13 protein-coding genes and 1 pseudogene are annotated in these 15,704 nt (G+C 70.9%); 3 read left to right on the top strand and 11 right to left on the bottom strand.

What is annotated here, in order from left to right:
• The 8 genes and pseudogenes from L3K22_RS11550 to L3K22_RS11515 form a co-directional block, all read right to left on the bottom strand.
• A pseudogene (locus L3K22_RS11550) lies at positions 1-272 on the bottom strand (hypothetical protein); the annotation flags it as partial.
• A gap of 77 nt (positions 273-349) precedes the next feature.
• Complete coding sequence (locus tag L3K22_RS11545; RefSeq protein ID WP_010552349.1) at positions 350-604, bottom strand: hypothetical protein; 255 nt, start codon at positions 602-604, stop codon at positions 350-352.
• 575 nt (positions 605-1,179) lie between these two features.
• On the bottom strand, positions 1,180-1,596 hold the full coding sequence (ctaF, locus tag L3K22_RS11540) for an aa3-type cytochrome oxidase subunit IV (RefSeq protein WP_010552350.1): 417 nt from the start codon (positions 1,594-1,596) through the stop codon (positions 1,180-1,182).
• Between the two features lies 1 nt (position 1,597).
• Complete coding sequence (gene ctaD, locus L3K22_RS11535; protein WP_010552351.1) at positions 1,598-3,310, bottom strand: aa3-type cytochrome oxidase subunit I; 1,713 nt, start codon at positions 3,308-3,310, stop codon at positions 1,598-1,600.
• Positions 3,307-4,245: an aa3-type cytochrome oxidase subunit II gene (gene ctaC, locus L3K22_RS11530; RefSeq protein WP_010552352.1), complete on the bottom strand. Its 939-nt coding sequence runs from the start codon at positions 4,243-4,245 to the stop codon at positions 3,307-3,309. The genes ctaD and ctaC overlap by 4 nt, the downstream gene beginning before the upstream one ends.
• 396 nt (positions 4,246-4,641) lie before the next feature.
• The gene (erpA, locus tag L3K22_RS11525; protein WP_053917775.1) at positions 4,642-5,001 is read right to left on the bottom strand and encodes an iron-sulfur cluster insertion protein ErpA; all 360 of its coding nucleotides are present in this window, start codon (positions 4,999-5,001) and stop codon (positions 4,642-4,644) included.
• Positions 5,002-5,164: 163 nt separating this feature from the next.
• Complete coding sequence (locus tag L3K22_RS11520) at positions 5,165-5,461, bottom strand: hypothetical protein (RefSeq protein WP_234695706.1); 297 nt, start codon at positions 5,459-5,461, stop codon at positions 5,165-5,167.
• Entirely contained in the window at positions 5,458-6,897 is a 1,440-nt protein-coding gene (locus tag L3K22_RS11515; RefSeq protein WP_263311489.1) for a dipeptidase, read from the bottom strand. Before L3K22_RS11515 ends, L3K22_RS11520 begins: the two co-directional genes overlap by 4 nt.
• A gap of 124 nt (positions 6,898-7,021) precedes the next feature.
• Between L3K22_RS11515 and L3K22_RS11510 the strand changes: the two genes are divergently transcribed.
• Positions 7,022-7,615, top strand: a complete 594-nt coding sequence (locus L3K22_RS11510) for a DUF3043 domain-containing protein (protein ID WP_053917773.1) — start codon at positions 7,022-7,024, stop codon at positions 7,613-7,615.
• 69 nt (positions 7,616-7,684) lie between these two features.
• Here the strand turns inward: L3K22_RS11510 and aspS are convergent, their stop codons facing one another.
• Positions 7,685-9,511 (bottom strand): aspartate--tRNA ligase, encoded by a 1,827-nt coding sequence (aspS, locus tag L3K22_RS11505; RefSeq protein ID WP_263311488.1) that lies wholly within the window; start codon positions 9,509-9,511, stop codon positions 7,685-7,687.
• A gap of 312 nt (positions 9,512-9,823) precedes the next feature.
• On the opposite strand from aspS, the gene L3K22_RS11500 reads away from it, so the two are divergent.
• Positions 9,824-11,725 (top strand): DEAD/DEAH box helicase, encoded by a 1,902-nt coding sequence (locus L3K22_RS11500; RefSeq protein WP_263311487.1) that lies wholly within the window; start codon positions 9,824-9,826, stop codon positions 11,723-11,725.
• 197 nt (positions 11,726-11,922) lie between these two features.
• Here the strand turns inward: L3K22_RS11500 and trxA are convergent, their stop codons facing one another.
• Both trxA and hisS read right to left on the bottom strand, forming a co-directional pair.
• Complete coding sequence (trxA, locus tag L3K22_RS11495; RefSeq protein WP_259881545.1) at positions 11,923-12,291, bottom strand: thioredoxin; 369 nt, start codon at positions 12,289-12,291, stop codon at positions 11,923-11,925.
• 85 nt (positions 12,292-12,376) lie between these two features.
• A complete protein-coding gene (gene hisS, locus L3K22_RS11490; RefSeq protein WP_263311486.1) occupies positions 12,377-13,741 on the bottom strand; it encodes a histidine--tRNA ligase in 1,365 nt (454 codons plus the stop codon).
• Between the two features lie 234 nt (positions 13,742-13,975).
• On the opposite strand from hisS, the gene L3K22_RS11485 reads away from it, so the two are divergent.
• Positions 13,976-15,625 (top strand): DUF349 domain-containing protein, encoded by a 1,650-nt coding sequence (locus L3K22_RS11485; protein WP_263311485.1) that lies wholly within the window; start codon positions 13,976-13,978, stop codon positions 15,623-15,625.
• Positions 15,626-15,704: the final 79 nt, after the last annotated feature.

Here is a 15,704-nt window from a genome sequence, read left to right as displayed (position 1 = left end):
CCTTCAGCCATCCAGCTGGTCGTCCCATCAACACCCTCCTCGACCTGAGGTGTTGCGTCCACCAGTTGAATCCACCCTGGCTCCCGCGGTCCGAATGTACGGTACACACAGCAACATCTCCACGGTGGGATGTGACGTTGGGTGTTCATCACGAGGCGGACCTTCATCCGGTCGCTGATCGAGTAGCCAACGATCCGGCCGGAGAACACGTCCTTGACTGCGCAGAGGTAGAGTTTGCCCTCGTTGGTCGAGTGTTCCGTGATGTCAGTCATCCATAGTTCCCTGACATCATCGGCGGCGATATCGCGTTGGACGAGGCCATCGTGGGGCGGTCAGGGCGACTGCCGCTCTAGCCCCGCTTCTTCCCGAAGGCCAAGAACCACTGGTTGTCCCGGCAAATCCGCCACACGGTCCGCCGACACATCACCTCCCCGGCGACCGCAGCCTCGTCCGCCAGAGGTCGATAGCCGAAGGTCCGATCGTCGGGGTGCTCGTTGAACAGGGCGTTGGCGCGGTAGGCCTCGACCAGCTCAGCCTCGGTGACCTGCTGATTCCGCCAGCGGTAGTAGGGTCGGCGAGAGCCCTTCAGGGCCCGAAGGGGCACCGCGACAGGAATCCCGTCGCCAGCGAAGCTCGCTCACGAGCAGGCAGAACCTATTCCCGGCAGGTTCGCCTGGGAGAGGTAGGCCGCGACGTGGCGGAGGATCTCGTTCTGCTGCTCGAGCTACCGGTTCCAACGACGAAGGTCGCGCAGTTCGCTCAACTCTTCCCGAGTCCTCCCCGAACGGTTTCTATCCTCGACATCGGCCTGGCGCACCCAGTTCGTCAGGCAAAACTCGGGGATCCCGAAGTCGTGAGGGATCTGAGAAAGCTTCTAGCCAGGTTCACGATTCTTCCCGACGCGCAGGACCTTGTCACGGAACTCCTGGAGATAGGGCGCAGGCATGATGTACATCCTTCCCTGCGATGCTGCTCAGCGCCACAGATGATGTGCCACCCACGTGCACCAGTCCCCTTCGTCGCGATCTTGACTCCGTCCTTACCGGAACGGGCCACCCGCACGAGATGTGCGTGGAGCTCTACCGGGCAGGGAGCGGGCGTAGTGCAAACCCCTCCAAGCGATCCAACAGGGAAGCCAAAACAGATGTCACCTATCAGTGAAAGTACCCCGAAAAGCAGTCAGTGGGCATGCTGGCCCCGCGAGAACTCGAGCACCCAGAGAAGGATGCCGTAGATCGCGAAGATGACGCCGAAGGCGAAGATCCACCAGCCGGCGGCGACGCCAAGGAAGCAGAGACCCGCTCCGACCGCAGCCCACAGCGGCGCCCAGCTGTAAGGGCTGAAGCTGCCCTGCACACCGGCGTCCGCCTCGACCTCGCCATACATGTCCTCTGAAGGGCCCAGGTCGTTCTTGCGCACCGCGAGGCTCATAGCCATCCCGATCATGAACGCCAAGCCCGTAAGAGCAACCATCACAGGGAAGCCAACCGTCTCAACGCCTAGCGGATCGAAGGTACCGGTAAGCAGTCCGTAGGCAATCGTGACGGCCAGGAAGAAGGCGCCCAGGATCCAGAAGATCTTTGCGGTTGCTCTCATGTCAGTTCGTCCTCGGGTTCTTGGCGGGCTCCTCCGCGAGCATGTGGTCCTGCAGCGCGACCTCGGGGTGGTGGAGGTCGAAGGCAGGGCGCTCGGAGCGCACGCGGGGCAGCGAGTGGAAGTTGTGGCGCGGCGGCGGACAGGACGTCGCCCACTCGAGCGAGGCGCCGTAGCCCCACGGATCGTCGACCTCGACCTTCTTCCCCTTCAGGTGGGTCAGGACCACGTTGAGGAGGAAGGGCAGGGTGGAGACGCCCATGATGAACGCGCCGACGGTCGAGATCTGGTTCATCCAGTCGAAGCCGTCCTCGGCGAGGTAGTTCACGTACCGACGCGGTGCGCCGGCCACGCCCAGCCAGTGCTGGATCAGGAAGGTCATGTGGAAGCCGATGGTCAGCAGCCAGAAGTGGAGCTTGCCGATGCCCTCGCTGAGCTTGTAGCCGAACATCTTGGGCCACCAGAAGTAGAAGCCCGCGAACATCTCGAACACCACGGTGCCGGCCATCACGTAGTGGAAGTGCGCGACCACGAAGTAGGTGTCGGAGAGGGGGAAGTCCAGCACCGGCGAGGACAGGATGACGCCGGTCAGACCGCCGAAGATGAAGGTGGTGAGGAAGCCGAGGGTGAACAGCATCGGCGTCTCGAACGTGAGCGAGCCCCGCCACATGGTCCCGATCCAGTTGAAGAACTTCACGCCCGTCGGGACCGCGATCAGCATCGTCATGAAGGCGAAGAAGTCCAGCATCACGGCGCCGGTGGTGTACATGTGGTGCGCCCACACGGTGACCGACAGCGCCGCGATCGAGATCGTCGCGCCCACCAGGGTCTTGTAGCCGAAGATCGGCTTGCGCGAGAACACCGGGATGATCTCCGAGGCGATGCCGAAGAAGGGCAGTGCGAGGATGTACACCTCGGGGTGGCCGAAGAACCAGAACAGGTGCTGCCACAGGATCGGACCGCCGTTGGCGGGATCGAAGATGTTCGCGTCGAAGCGGCGGTCGGCGCCGAGCGCCAGCAGGGCCGAGGCGAGCGTAGGGAAGGCCATGAGCACCAGCACACCGGTGATCAGGGCGTTCCAGGTGAAGATCGGCATGCGGAACATGGTCATGCCGGGCATGCGCATGCAGATGATCGTGGTGATGAAGTTGACCGCGCCCAGGATCGTGCCGAAGCCCTGCAACGCCAAGCCGAAGACCCACAGGTCACCGCCCAGGCCGGGCGAGAACGTCGTGTCCGACAGCGGCGCGTAGGCGAACCACCCGAAGGACGCGGCGCCCTGCGGGGTGAGGAAGCCGGCCACCACGATGAGCGAGCCGAACAGCGTGATCCAGAAGGCGAACATGTTCAGCCGCGGGAAGGCCATGTCCACGGCGCCGATCTGGAGCGGCACGAGGTAGTTCGCGAAGCCGTTGAACAGCGGCGTGCCGAACATCAGCAGCATGATCGTGCCGTGCATGGTGAACAGCTGGTTGTACTGGTCCTTGGAGACCACGACCTGCAGCCCGGGCTCCCACAGCTCGGCGCGGATGCCGAGCGCGAGCAGGCCGCCGAACGCGAAGAACGCGAACGCCATGCCCATGTACATCATGCCGATCAGCTTGTGATCGGTGGTGGTCAGGAGCTTGAAGAACTGGCTCCCCAGGTTGGTGGGGCGCTCCTCCTGGAACCGCGCGGGCGCCGTGGTGCTCGGCGAGGCGGTGACGTCGGTGCTCACTGGTCGTCTCCCTCGTTGCCGCGGGTCGCGGTCTCCTCGGTGTAGCGAGGACCGGCGTCGTCAACCTTCTCGCGCATGCTCCACTCCTCCTCGTTGCGGTTGAGGTCCACGCCGAGCTGGCCCTCATTGCCCTGCTGGCGCAGCTCCTCCATGTGCGCGTCGTAGTCCTCCTGGGACACGACCTTCAGCGTGAAGAGCATGTCCGAATGGTACTCGCCGCACAGCTCGGCACACTTGCCGGAGTACTCGCCGATGCGTGTCGGCGTGACCTGGAAGCTCGTGGTGCGCCCCGGGATCATGTCCTTCTTGTACAGGAAGTCCACGACCCAGAACGAGTGGATGACGTCGCGCGAGTCGAGGCGGAACTCGACGGTCTGGTCGACGGGCACCCACAGCACGGGCAGCGACTCCTCGGCGCCCGGTTCGCCGGTGGCGAAGGACTGCACCCCAGCGGGCTCGTGGACGTTGTCGTCGACGTAGTTGAAGTCCCAGCTCCACTGCTTGGCGACGACGTTGACGGTCACATCAGGCTCGGCGACGTGCATCTCCACCTCGCGCGTATCTCGCTGGGTGAAGTAGAAGAGCGTCAGCACCATCACCACGGGCACGAGGGTGAACATCAGCTCGAGCGGCACGTGGTAGCGCAGCTGGATCGGGAAGCCCTTGTCGTTCTTCCGGCGGCGGTAGGCCACCGCGCACCAGATGGTCAGGCCCCAGATGATGAGGCCGACGAGGATCAGCACGGACCAGGAGCCGACCCAGAGGTTCGTGATCCTCTCGGTCTGGTTGGTGACCTCCTGGCCGTCGTCGGGGCCGGGGAGGAACCCGCGCTGCTGCGCCTGGGTGCAACCGGCGAGGACCAGTGTGGCCAGGGCGAGGCCGGCTGCCGCTGCGCGGCGGCCGCGCCGCGCGCGCTTGGGGACCTGGGGGATCACAGGGAATGACCTTCCGCTCGTCGTCTCCTGCCCTCGTCGCCGACCCGGACGGAGGATCCGGGGCGGCTCCGCGGCGCGGAGCTGGTACTGACGTGGGCTGAACACACCCACAGTGCCGCGCCCGCCCCTGAGGAGCGAGCCGTGGCGGACCCGGGAAGGCCCGTCACTTGACGGCACCTCGTCATCATACGGCGTCCGACGGGTGGTGCGGGCACTTCGACCCACCGTGGCCCTCCCCTCTCGCGGCGCCGTGACCGGTCCGTGATCTGCACGTCGCGACGATCACACCCGCAGCGCCCCGGGAGGGCGGGGTCACCGGGCGCGGAGCGCATGCGGAAGGGCCCGGGCCACGTCGTCAGGACGTGGCCCGGGCCCTTCGGCGCGGCGGGGCGGGACTCAGGAGAAGGAGTCGCCGCAGGCGCAGGAGCTGCCCGCGTTGGGATTGTCGATCGTGAAGCCCTGCTTCTCGATGGTGTCGGAGAAGTCGATGACGGCACCGCTGAGGTAGGGGCTGCTCATCTTGTCGACGATCACCTCGACGCCCTCGAAGTCGACGACCTGGTCGTCGTCCATCAGGCGCTCGTCGAAGTAGAGCTGGTAGATCAGCCCGGAGCAGCCGCCGGGCTGCACCGCGATCCGCAGGCGGAGGTCGTCACGGCCCTCCTGCTCCAGCAGGCTCGTGACCTTCTGCGCGGCGCCGGACGTGAGGGTGACGCCGTGCGCCGCGGCGGGACGCTCGGTGGTGGTCGTGGTCATGCGGTCCTCCTCGAAGCTCGATTCCCCCCAGGATACGCCTCGGCCGCCGGGAACGGGGAGGACCGCCGGCGGCGAGCCGCCTCACGTCCGTGCACCGGCCGACGGGAACGCCCCCTGCCGCCGCGGCCGGCGGGCGCGGAGCCGCTCCCCCTCCCGGTCGCTGTCACAGCGCGCCGCGGAAGAGCGCCACCAGGATCACGCCCGCGTACCCGAGGAGCACGCCGGCGATCGCGCCCGTGGCGCCGTCCCGGCTGCGGCCCCTGAGCACGAGCGAGACGGCCGCCACGATCACGCCGAGGACCACGAGCGCGCCCCACCCCAGCAGGAAGTAGCCGGAGAAGAAGCCGATCGCGAGGCCCAGCACCAGCAGCGGGATCATCAGCGGGGAGACCGGCGCGGGCTGCTGCCCGCTCCCCCGGCCGGCCCCGGCGCTCTGGCGGCCCGGTCCCTGGCCGCTCATGCCCCGTCCCCGTCGCGGATCTGCGAGGTGCTCTCCGCGAGCGCGCCGGCGCCGCGCAGCAGCAGCGCCTCGGCCAGGCAGACCTTCGCGAACTCCCCGAGGTGGAGGGACTCGTCGATGCCGTGCGCACGGGACTCGGGGTCCTCGACCCCCGTGACCAGCACCTCGGCCTGCGGGAAGACCTCGAGCAGGTCGGCGATGAACGGGATGGAGCCGCCGAGCCCGGTGTCCACCGCCTCGGTGTCCCAGGCTCGTGCGAAGGAGCGGCGGGCGAGGTCCATCGCGGCCGAGCTCTGCGCGGCGCTGAAGGGGCGGCCCAGCTCTCCGCGGTGGATCGTGACCTTCGCCGTGGACGGGGCGTGGGACTCGAGGTGGGCGGTCAGCGCCTCCATGGCGCGCTCGGGGTCCTCGCCCGGCGGGATCCGCAGCGACACCTTCGCGCGGGCCACGGGCACGAGAGTGTTCGACGCGTCGCGCACGGAGGGGGCGTCGATGCCGATCACCGACAGCGCCGGACGGGTCCACAGTCGCGCGGTCAGCGGCCCCTCGCCGGAGAGCTCGGCCCCCTCGACGACGCCGGCGTCGCGGCGGTAGTCGGCCTCCTCCATCTCGACGCTCGGGTCCTCAGCGCGGCGCAGCCCTTCGACGGCGACCGTGCCGTTCTCGTCGTGCAGAGTGGCGAGCAGGCGGCTGAGCTGGGTGAGGGCGTCGAGCACGGGGCCGCCGAAGAGGCCGGAGTGGACGGCGTGGTCCAGGGCCCGCACCTCGACCACGAGGTCGACCAGTCCGCGCAGGCTCGTGGTCAGGGCGGGGGTGCCCACCGCCCAGTTCGCGGAGTCCGCGACGATGATGAGGTCCGCCGCGAGCGCGTCGCGGTGCGCCTCGATGAAGGGACGGAACGTCGGGGAGCCCGCCTCCTCCTCCCCCTCGACGAAGACGCTCACGCCGATGCCGTCGGCCGCGAGCTCCTCCCCGACCAGGCGCAGCGCGGTGACGTGGGCCATGATGCCGGCCTTGTCGTCGGCCGCGCCGCGCCCGTAGAGGCGGCCGTCGCGCTCGACGGGCTCGAAGGGGTCGCTGCTCCAGTCGGAGACCTCGCCGGTGGGCTGCACGTCGTGGTGCGCGTAGAGCAGCACCGTCGGGCGACCCGGGGCGGCCGGGCTGCGTCCGATGACCGCGGGGCTCCCGCCCGCGACGGACTCGATCTCCACCTGCTCCATGCCGGCGCCGCGCAGCAGCTCGGCGACGGCCTCGGCGCTGCGGCGCACGGGCTCCTGGTCGTACCCCTCGAAGGCGATCGACGGGATCCGCACCAGATCCTTCAGGTCCTCGATCGCGGCGGGGAGCAGGGGATCCAGGCGCTCGCGCAGCGCCTGCACCTCCTCCGGGGACGCGGCGTCGGCGGTGGGCGAGACGGGGTCTTCGTTCAGGCTCATGGCCCTCACGGTACCGCCGCGGCCGGGCGACGGACCCGAGTACGCCGGGCGACGGACCCGAGTACGGGGCAGGCCCTCGCAGGGGTCCCAGGCGGCTCCCGTCCCCGTCGCCTAGAATGCCCCGGTGATCTTCCGCAAGTCCGAGCCCCCGCATCCCGCCGAGCAGTCCCCGGCCCCCTCCCGCCCCGGCACCAAGGGTCGCCCCACGCGCACCCGCAAGGAGGCCGAGGCGGCGCGCCGCCGTCCGCTGGTCGTCGACGACCGCAAGGAGGCGCGCAAGCGCGATCGCGAGCGCGCCTCCCAGGAGCGCATGGAGGCGCAGCAGGCGCTGGTGACCGGCGACGAGCGGAAGATGCCGGCGCAGCACCGCGGCCCCGAGCGCCGCTACGTGCGCGACGTCGTGGACTCGCGCCGCAACGTCGCCGAGTACTTCTTCCCGATCGCGCTGGTGTTCATGCTGGTGGCGCTGGTGCTGCCGCTGATCCGTCCGGAGATCACCACCGCGATGAGCACGGGCATGATCGTCGTGCTGTGGGGCGGCATCGCGCTGTGCGTGATCGACAGCCTCGTCCTGCGCCGCTCCCTGCGCGCGAAGCTCACCGAGCGCTTCGGCTCGGTGGGCCAGGGCCTGGTCGGCTACGGGATCATGCGAGCGATCCAGATCCGCCGCTTCCGCCTGCCGAAGCCGCAGATCAAGCACGGCGAGGCGCCTCGCTGAGCGACTCCCCGGGACCACGAGAACGGCCGACGCGATCGCTCGCGTCGGCCGTTCTCGTGTGCAGAGGGCTCAGGCCTTCGGGGAGGCTGGGCCCGTCTCGCCCTGCGGCGCGTCCTTCGAGGAATCCTTCGGCGCGTCCTTCGCGGACGGCTTCGCGTCGACGCCCGCCTCCTTGCGCTGCTGCGGCGTGATCGGGGCGGGGGCCGCGGTCAGGGGGTCGTAGCCGTTGCCGGTCTTGGGGAAGGCGATGACCTCGCGGATCGACTCCTCCCCGGCCAGCAGCGCCACGATCCGGTCCCAGCCGAAGGCGATGCCGCCGTGCGGCGGGGCACCGAACTGGAAGGCGTCCAGCAGGAAGCCGAACTTCTCCTGCGCCTCCTCGGCGCCGATCCCCATCACCTCGAAGACGCGCTGCTGCACGTCCTGGGAGTGGATGCGGATCGAGCCGCCGCCGATCTCGTTGCCGTTGCAGACGATGTCGTAGGCGTAGGCGAGCGCGGAGCCGGGGTCCGTGTCGAAGGTGCCGAGGAACTCGGGCTTCGGCGAGGTGAAGGCGTGGTGGACCGCAGTCCAGGCGCCGCCGCCCACGGCGACGTCACCGGCCGCGCGGGCGTCCGCGGCGGGCTCGAACATCGGCGCGTCGACGACCCACACGAAGGCGAAGGCGTCCTCGTCGATGAGCCCGAGCTTCTCGGCGATCTCGTTCCGGGCCGCGCCGAGCAGGGCACGGGAGCTCTTCGGCTCGCCGGCGGCGAAGAAGACGCAGTCGCCGGGGGCCGCGCCGGTCTTCTCGAGCAGACCTGCCTTCTCCTGCTCGGAGATGTTCTTGGAGACGGGGCCGGTGAGGGTCCCGTCCTCCTGGACCAGCACGTAGGCGAGACCCTTCGCGCCGCGCTGCTTGGCCCACTCCTGCCAGGCGTCGAGCTGGCGCCGGGGCTGGGAGGCGCCGCCGGCCATGACGACCGCGCCGACGTAGGGGGCCTGGAACACGCGGAAGGGCGTGTCCGAGAAGTACTCGGTCATCTCGACCAGCTCGAGGTCGAAGCGCAGGTCGGGCTTGTCCGAGCCGTAGCGGCGCATCGACTCGGCGTAGGTGAGGCGCGGGAAGGGGCCGGAGATCTCGTGGCCGGCCTTCGCCCAGACGGCGGAGAGGATCTGCTCGGCCAGCGCGATCACGTCCTCCTGGTCCACGAAGCTCATCTCGACGTCGAGCTGGGTGAACTCGGGCTGGCGGTCGGCGCGGAAGTCCTCGTCGCGGTAGCAGCGGGCGAGCTGGAAGTACTTCTCGATGCCGCCCACCATGAGCAGCTGCTTGAACAGCTGCGGGGACTGCGGCAGCGCGTACCAGGAGCCCGGGGCGAGGCGCGCGGGGACCAGGAAGTCGCGGGCGCCCTCGGGGGTGGAGCGGGTCAGGGTCGGGGTCTCGACCTCGACGAAGCCCTGGTCCAGGAGGGTGTCGCGCGCGGCGCGGTTGACCTCGGAGCGCAGGCGCATCGCGGCGGCCGGACCCTGCCGGCGCAGGTCGAGGTAGCGGTAGCGCAGGCGGGTCTCCTCGCCCACCTCGCTGTGCTCGTCGAGCTGGAACGGCAGCGGCGCGGAGGTGCTGAGCACCTCGACCTCGGTCGCGGTGACCTCGATCTCGCCGGTGGGCAGCTGCGGGTTCTCGTTGCCCTCGGGGCGGCGGTCGACGGAGCCGGTCACCTTCAGCACGTACTCGCTGCGCAGGTGCATCGCCTCGTCCTCGCGCACGACGACCTGGGTGACGCCCGCGGCGTCGCGCAGATCGAGGAACGTCACGCCGCCGTGGTCACGGCGACGGCCGATCCAGCCGGTGAGGGTGACGGTCTGTCCGATGTGCTCCTGGCGGAGCTCACCGGCGGTGTGGGTGCGCAGCACGGGATGTCCTTCGCGGTGTCGGGGGTCGGTGGCTCCCCGGCGCGGGGCGCGCGGGGTCCGGCGCACGGGGTGCGCGGAGAGGCCAGCCTACCGTCCGGGGTGAGGGATCTCGCCACCGCCGACCTGTCGGAGCGGGCCCTCTCCCCCGTAGACTCGAGATCTGTTCGACCTGCCGGAGCGCAGGTCCTTCCGCCCGAGTCCGCCCGAGCATGCCGTGCCCCGCGCATGGCGCTCGCAGCGCGGAATGTATGGGCAGCCACGCCCTGCGACCTGTTGGGGCCTGTTGAAACCCCTGACCGTCGTAAGGACGCCATGACCGAATCCCGCCCTGCCCCCGATGCCGCCGACCCCGCCGACGGGTCCGAAGTCCCTGCCGAGACCGTGACCGAGAGCACCGAGGGGGCGGGCGCGCAGAGCGGGACCGCCCCGTCGGCCGCCGAGGAGCCGCAGGCCCCGGCCGGGCCCAGCTTCGACGACATCGACCTGCCGGCGCCGCTGCGGCGCGCGGTCGACGAGCTCGGCTTCACCACCCCCTCGGCGATCCAGGCGCAGGCGATCCCCTCGCTGCTCGAGGGCCGCGACGTGATCGGCGTCGCCCAGACCGGCACCGGCAAGACGGCCGCCTTCGGCCTGCCGCTGCTGGCCGCCGTGGACCCGTCCGTCCGCGAGGTGCAGGCGCTGGTGCTCGCCCCGACCCGTGAGCTCGCGATGCAGGTCGCCGACGCGATCTCCTCCTTCGCCACCTCCATGGGCGGGCTCGACGTGGTCGCCCTGTACGGCGGCTCCCCCTACGGGCCGCAGGAGCGCGCGCTCTCCCGCGGCGCCCAGGTCGTCGTCGGCACCCCCGGCCGCGTGATGGACCACATGCGCCGCGCGAACCTCAAGCTGGACACGATCCGCTTCGCGGTCCTGGACGAGGCCGACGAGATGCTGCGCATGGGCTTCGCGGAGGACGTCGAGGAGATCCTCTCCCACTCCCCCGAGAGCCGTCAGGTCGCGCTGTTCTCCGCGACGATGCCCGCCGCGATCCAGCGCGTGGCGCAGACCCACATGAAGGACCCGGTGCGCGTGAGCGTCACCCCGCAGTCCTCCACCGTCAAGAGCGTCACCCAGACCTACGCCGTGGTGCCCTTCAAGCACCGCACCGGCGCGCTCGCCCGCGTGCTGGCCACCTCGTCCGCCGAGGCGGCGATCGTCTTCGTGCGCACCCGCGCCGCCGCCGAGGAGGTGGGCTCCGCGCTGGTGGCCCGCGGCCTGATCGCGGCGTCGATCAGCGGCGACGTGCCGCAGAAGGAGCGCGAGAAGATCGTCGAGCGGCTCCGCGACGGCTCCCTGCAGGTGCTCGTCGCCACTGACGTCGCCGCCCGCGGCCTGGACGTCGAGCGGATCGGCCTGGTGGTGAACTTCGACGTGCCCAAGGAGGCGGAGTCGTACGTCCACCGCATCGGCCGCACCGGTCGCGCGGGCCGCACCGGCGAGGCGCTGACCTTCATCGGCCCGCACGAGCGCCGTGCGCTGAAGAACATCGAGCGCGCCACCAAGCAGACCCTCGCCGAGGCGGACATCCCCTCGCCCCGCGACGTCTCCAAGCATCGTCTCGCCGCGCTGCTGACCCAGGTCCCCGAGCGGATCGAGCGGGGCCGTCTGGAGCTGTACCGCGAGCTGATCGGCGAGTTCGTCGCCGAGAACGAGATCGACCCGCTCGAGCTCGCCGCCGTGCTCGGCGCGATGACCGTGGGCGACGAGGGCCCCGGCGCGGCGACGGAGGACGAGGAGTTCACCGGCGCGCAGCTGCGCGGGGACGACCGAGAGCGCGGCGACCGCGGCCCGCGGGAGGCGACGCCGACGGAGCGCGGGTACACCTCCTACAAGGTCGGGGTCGGCCACTCCCACGGCGCGCGCCCGCCGGGCATCGTCGGCGCCATGACCGGCGAGGGCGGCCTGAACGGGAAGGACATCGGCAAGATCCAGATCTTCCCGCACTTCTCGCTGGTCCAGATCCGCGGCTCGCTCAGCCCGGAGCAGATCGACCGCATCGGCCGGGCGAAGCTCGCCGGTCGCGAGCTGCGCATCGGCCCGGACCGCGGGCCGCGCGGGGGCAAGGGCCCGCGTCGTGACGGCGAGCGACCCTTCCGCCGCGACGACCGTCCGCGCCGTGACGACCGCGGCGGCCGCCCCGAGGGGAAGCGTCGCCCCTTCCGCCGGGAGGGCTGAGCGCCGCTCCCGCCCCGATGCCGGCCCCGCCTCGATGCGGCCGCCCGGGGCGTGAGCTCGGCGGTGTCCGGCTCCGCCGGGCATCTCGCGGCGCAGTGCCTCCGCACAGCACAGGACCCCGCCGCCCTCTCGGGTGGCGGGGTCCTGTCGTCGTCGGGGTCGCGGGGGGCGCGACCGGGGTCGGCCCTGCGGAGGGATCAGCCCTGCTTCTGCTGGGCCTCGGCGTAGGCCTTGCGGACCTCGTCCATGTCCAGGTTCTTCACCTGGCCGATGAGGTCCTCGAGCGCGGACTGCGGAAGGGCGCCGGCCTGGGAGAAGACCGGGATGCCCTCGCGGTAGGCGACGAGGGTCGGGATGGAGGTGACGCCGTAGCGCATGGCGAGGTCCTGCTGGTCCTCGGTATCGACCTTCGCGAAGGTGACATCCTCGTGCGTCTCCGAGGCCTCCTCGTAGATCGGGGCGAAGCGCTGGCACGGTACGCACCAGCCCGCCCAGAAGTCGATCAGGACGATGCCGTCCTCGACGGTCTTGTCGTGGTTCTCGGTGGTCAGGGTGAGCGTAGCCATGGTGGCTGGAACGCCGCGGCCCCGGGGATCATTCCCTCGGGGCCGCGATGTGAGACAGCTCATCCGCCGGCGGTCGGACGGGCCGTCAGTCCGTCCGGCCCTCCTGGGCGGCGAGGACGCGCGGGCGCAGGTCCTCGGCGGGGGGCTGCCAGGTAACGGCGTCGGCCGCGGACTGGTCGCCGCTGCGGATGTCCTTGACCTCCCCGCCGGTGCCCTCCTCGCCGGGGAACCAGATGAAGGGGATGCCGCGGCGGTCGGCGTAGCGGATCTGCTTGCCGAACTTCGCGGCGCTCGGGGCGACCTCGCAGGAGATGCCGCGGGCTCGCAGCGCTCGGGCGGCCGCATCGCTGTGGCTCCGGTGCTCCTCGTCGGCGACCGAGACGAGCACGCAGGTGGGGACCGCGCGGCTCGGGGCCGCCATCCCGGCCGAGACGAGGCGGGAGACCAGCCGCGAGAGGCCGATGGAGAGGCCGACGCCGGGATAGGTGTGGCGGTTGTCGGAGGCGAGGCGGTCGTAGCGTCCGCCGGAGCAGATCGAGCCGAGCGACTCGTGCCCGGCGACGAAGCTCTCGAACACGGTGCCGGTGTAGTAGTCCAGGCCGCGGGCGATCGAGAGGTCCGCGACGATCATGCCGGGCACGGCCGCCTCGACCCGCTCGATGACGGCGGCGAGCTCGGCGATGCCCTCCTCGACCATCTCGCCGCTTCCGCCGAGGTCGCGGACCTGCTGACCGAAGGAGGCGTCACGGGTGCGGATCGAGGCGAAGGCGAGCGCCTTCTGCGCCTGCTCCTCGCTCGCGCCGGCCTCGTCGCGCAGCAGGGAGGCCACGGCGTCGGCGCCGATCTTCGGGAGCTTGTCCAGGGCGCGCAGCACGGGGGTGTGGTCCTCGAAGCCGATCGCGCGGAAGAAGCCCTCGGAGAGGCGGCGGGTGTTGGCGTGGATGCTCACCTGCGGCAGCGGCAGGCGCGAGAGGATCTCCGCCATCACGATCGCGACCTCGGCCTCGACGTGGCCGGGCAGGGTGTCCTGGCCGATCACGTCGAGATCGGCCTGGTAGAACTCGCGGAACCGGCCGTCCTGGGGGCGCTCGCCGCGCCACACCTTCTGGATCTGGTAGCGCCGGAAGGGGAAGACGAGCTCGTTCTGGTGCTCGAGCACGTAGCGCGCGAGCGGGACGGTGAGGTCGAAGTGCAGGCCGAGGGTGCGGGAGCGGTCGGCGCGGGCGTCCTCGTCGCCCTCCTCGGCGTGGAGGCGGCGCAGCACGTACACCTCCTTGTCGACCTCCCCCTTTCGCAGCAGCTGCTCGAGCGGCTCGACCGCGCGCGTCTCGATGCCGGAGAACCCGTGCAGCTCGGCGACCTCCCGGAACACGTCGATCACGTGCTGCTCGACGAGACGCTCGGAGGGGAGCCACTCCGGGAATCCTGACAGGGCGGCGATCTTCGCCATGCGGTGCACTTCCTTCTGGTCGTCTGCGGTGCGGGCCCATTATCCCCTCTCGGGGCCGGGCGTGCCCGAGGCACGGTCGCACGGCGCCGGACGAGGCGGAACGCCGGCGCGCTCCGCTGTAGAGTTCCGTGACGTGGTCGCCCCGGTCCCTCCGTGACGAGCACCCCATCAGCCCGGCCGTCCTGGTGACGGCAGTGTCCCGCCCCGCAGCGGATCCCATCGAAGGAGCTCATCGTGAGCGAGTCCGAGACTTCCCTCCCCGCCGACCAGGCAGCCGCCCAGCCCGCCGACGCCGTCGTCGACGCCACGGCCGAGCAGAGCACCACGACCGAGCAGAGCACCACGACCGAGGAGAGCGCCCCGACCGGCGAGTCCTCCACGGCCGACACGACCTCCTCGGACGACGCGACCTCCTCGGACGACGCGACTCCCACCGACGACGAGGCCCCCGCCGCGGGAGCGGGCGCCCCCGCCGCGGCGACGCCTGCACCGACCCCCGGGCCGAAGCCCGCGCCGGGCGGTTTCCGCCCGCGACCGGCCGCCCCCTCCCCTGCCGCGCTGGCGGGCAAGAAGCCGACGGCGGCCCTGCTGCCCGTCGCTCCCGCGGCCGCCGAGCACGATCCCGCCGAGATCGCCGCGGCGAAGGCCTTCGGCAGCGTGGCGGAGGACGGCACCGTCACCGTCCAGGACGGCACCCAGGTGCGCACGATCGGCACCACGACCGAGACCGACCACGACGCCGCGCTCGAGCCCTTCGCGAAGGGGTACCTGGACCTGGTCGCCTTCCTCGACCAGACCGCCTCCGCCCTCACCGCGCCCGAGCACACCCAGAACGAGCTCAACCGGCTCCTGGAGAACCTGCGCAAGAACATGAAGGAGCCGCAGGTCGTCGGCGACATCCCGGCGCTGCGCGCACGCGCCTCCGAGCTGCGCGAGCAGGCCAAGGAGAAGATCCGGGCGCTCGAGGCGAAGCGGGCCGAGGGCCGTGAGGCCGCGACCCGTCGCCGCACCGAGTTCGTCGAGTCGATCGAGGCCCTGGTCGCCACCGAGCCGGAGCAGATCTCCTGGAAGAACGCCGGCGAGACGATGCGTCAGATGGTCCCGACGTGGAAGCAGATGCAGTCCGAGGACATCGGCCTGGACCGCCCCACCGAGGAGGCGCTGTGGAAGCGGCTCTCGGCCGCCCGCGCCTCCTTCGACCGAATGCGCAAGCAGTTCTTCTCCCAGCTCGACGAGCGGCATGCCGAGGCCGCCGCGCAGAAGGAGGAGCTCATCGCCCGCGCCGAGGCGATGCAGGACTCCACCGACTGGGGTCCGACGGTCCGGGCGTACAAGGACCTCATGGACCAGTGGCGTCGCGCGCCCCGCGGCAGCCGCAAGAAGGACGACGCCCAGTGGAAGCGGTTCAAGGCCGCCCAGGACACGTTCTTCGCGGCGCGCAACGCGGACCTCCACGAGACCGAGGCCGAGCAGCGCAAGAACCTCGAGGTGAAGGAGGCGCTGCTGGTCGAGGCCGAGGCGCTCGACCCGGGCAAGGACCTCGACGCGGCGAAGTCCGCGCTGCGCTCGGTCCAGGACCGTTGGGAGGAGGCGGGCAAGGTGCCGCGCGGCGACATGCGTCGGATCGACGGCCGCCTGCGGGCCGTCGAGCGTGCCGTGAAGGACGCCGAGCAGGCCGAGTGGCGCCGCACCGATCCGCGCACCAAGGCGCGCGTCGAGGGTGCGTCCTCGCAGCTGCACTCCGCGATCGCCTCCTACGAGGAGGCGCTGGAGAAGGCCCGTGCCGGCGGCGACCCGAAGAAGATCGCGGAGGCCGAGGCGGCGCTCGAAGCCCGCAAGGAGTGGCTCGCCGTGATCGAGCGCTCCGCCCGCGACCTGGGCTGAGGCGCCCGCGCGCCGGCAGCCGGCGCCGCGCACCTCTCCTCCCCAATGCCCCGCTCGTCCACAGGGACGGGCGGGGCAT

The sequence above is a fragment of the Brachybacterium atlanticum genome (genome assembly GCF_025669985.1).
Classification (GTDB): Bacteria; Actinomycetota; Actinomycetes; order Actinomycetales; family Dermabacteraceae; genus Brachybacterium; species Brachybacterium conglomeratum.
Note: the sequence above shows the minus strand (reverse complement) of the source record. Positions and strands in the feature narration are given on the sequence as shown.

Excerpts from the sequence above, each read along its gene's own strand:
- ctaF (WP_010552350.1), bottom strand. The coding sequence starts at position 1,596 with ATGAGAGCAACCGCAAAGATCTTCTGGATCCTGGGCGCCTTCTTCCTG.
- erpA (WP_053917775.1), bottom strand. The coding sequence starts at position 5,001 with ATGACCACGACCACCACCGAGCGTCCCGCCGCGGCGCACGGCGTCACC.
- L3K22_RS11520 (WP_234695706.1), bottom strand. The coding sequence starts at position 5,461 with ATGAGCGGCCAGGGACCGGGCCGCCAGAGCGCCGGGGCCGGCCGGGGG.
- L3K22_RS11515 (WP_263311489.1), bottom strand. The coding sequence starts at position 6,897 with ATGAGCCTGAACGAAGACCCCGTCTCGCCCACCGCCGACGCCGCGTCC.
- L3K22_RS11500 (WP_263311487.1), top strand. The coding sequence starts at position 9,824 with ATGACCGAATCCCGCCCTGCCCCCGATGCCGCCGACCCCGCCGACGGG.
- trxA (WP_259881545.1), bottom strand. The coding sequence starts at position 12,291 with ATGGCTACGCTCACCCTGACCACCGAGAACCACGACAAGACCGTCGAG.
- hisS (WP_263311486.1), bottom strand. The coding sequence starts at position 13,741 with ATGGCGAAGATCGCCGCCCTGTCAGGATTCCCGGAGTGGCTCCCCTCC.